Source organism: Streptomyces sp. NPDC059224 (assembly GCF_042754285.1).
GTDB lineage: Bacteria > Actinomycetota > Actinomycetes > Streptomycetales > Streptomycetaceae > Streptomyces.
Window position 1 is genome coordinate 1 of sequence record NZ_JBHZAN010000105.1, and the last position, 1571, is coordinate 1571.

Here is a 1571-nt window from a genome sequence, read left to right on the forward strand (position 1 = left end):
TCATAATATACCCCTCTATTTAATTTCTTGATATACGCGCCGGGAATGCCTTTAAATTTCATTGTCTCCGAACCTTTGACCAAACGATATTGTTTTACTTTGCTTTTTTCGGGATAATTAAATACATTCCGAGAAAAAGAGGATATTTCTTTTTCTATTTCTTCTGGTTTTATTTCATCAGCATATTTTTCATAATACGTTTTTGGTTGAATGAATAAACCTTCTTCAAGAATACCTTCCAGTTTCCATTTACCGTACTCTCTATCGTCAACCATGTCATCATCAAAAATAGCTTCACATGCTATTGAATCGGTATCACAATATGCCACATCGCCTTTTTCTAATTGTTTAATTAAACCTCTATATAATAAAATACGCGCGTATGACGTAACGTAGGCGGCTATATGCGGCTGAATATACGGCGCTTTGCTGGGGACGGCTGCTTCAATAAATTCTTGTCCATATACAGGGTTAAATAATTCAACATAAGGATAGCCTTTTTCTTCGCATGTCTCAATTTCTGTGACAGGTAAAATCGTTTGCCGAACCCTTTGCATACCGAATTTTCCGTACAGTGCATTTTGCATTAATTTTGCAAACGTCTTTTTTGCTCCATCACTTGTATTTTTAATCTCTTCAAAATAGGAGACAAAATCTTTAAATATATAATCGGTCTTTTCAAAATAAATACATTGATGAATTTCTTTTATTTTAGCACCCATTTCTAACGCCAATTCAATTTCTTCAAACGTCCATATCCCTGAAAGGTTACCGACCGGGAAACATAATTTTTTGTACATTCTGTGAGGTAGAGGCGGTATATGTAAAGTAGTCGGTATGTGAATATCACATTCTAAAAAACCGCCGCCCTGTCTATAGCTGTACCAATATTTAAATACGTTTCGGGCTTTGTCTCCTTTATGGTGACGCGGTTTCCCTATAGGTATTGGGTTCACTTTCATAACGTACGGATATAATGAATTTACATCATAATGAAAGCCGCCATTTAATTCACTTTGAAATACTTCTGTACGTCCACCATAATATGCCTTGCGTATAAAATCCTCTGTAAACTCGCCCCATTTGCTATAACCGTAATTCGTGGAAATAGCCTTTTCATAATCTTCAGGATAATTCATTTGATATACTTTCATTGCAAGACTTGCGGTAGTAGGACATTTTAAAAATTCATGAATCGGCAAGCCGGATATTTCAATAAGCATTGTAACAATTTCATATAATGCCACACAGTCCAACCGTAAATATTCATTTAATTCAGGTTCATACGGATCGACCTTCATAAAATAATTCCCTTGGGATTCCCGGTCATCATATTTACCCGGGTCATTTGTGGGGTTTCCGTCAGCGTCAAGCGCCCATCCCAATTTCAAAATATGGTCTTTTAAATCTATTTTTGCTTTTTCTTGCGAAATATTAAAATCCTCACATATCTTTTTTAATGAACCCATTACAAGCTTGCTGGAATCATGAAATGTAATAGGTTGCGAAATAATTTCATTTTCTTCAGTTATTTGGGATTCATTAAGACCTGTTTTAAATACCGTAACGAC

The 1571-nt window shown here is 35.3% G+C and carries 1 protein-coding gene; it reads right to left on the reverse strand.

The features are described 5' to 3' along the window. Positions 1-1571, reverse strand: a 1571-nt coding sequence (locus ACFXI4_RS44645) for a DNA polymerase (RefSeq protein WP_385003426.1), incomplete at both ends; no start/stop codon positions are given.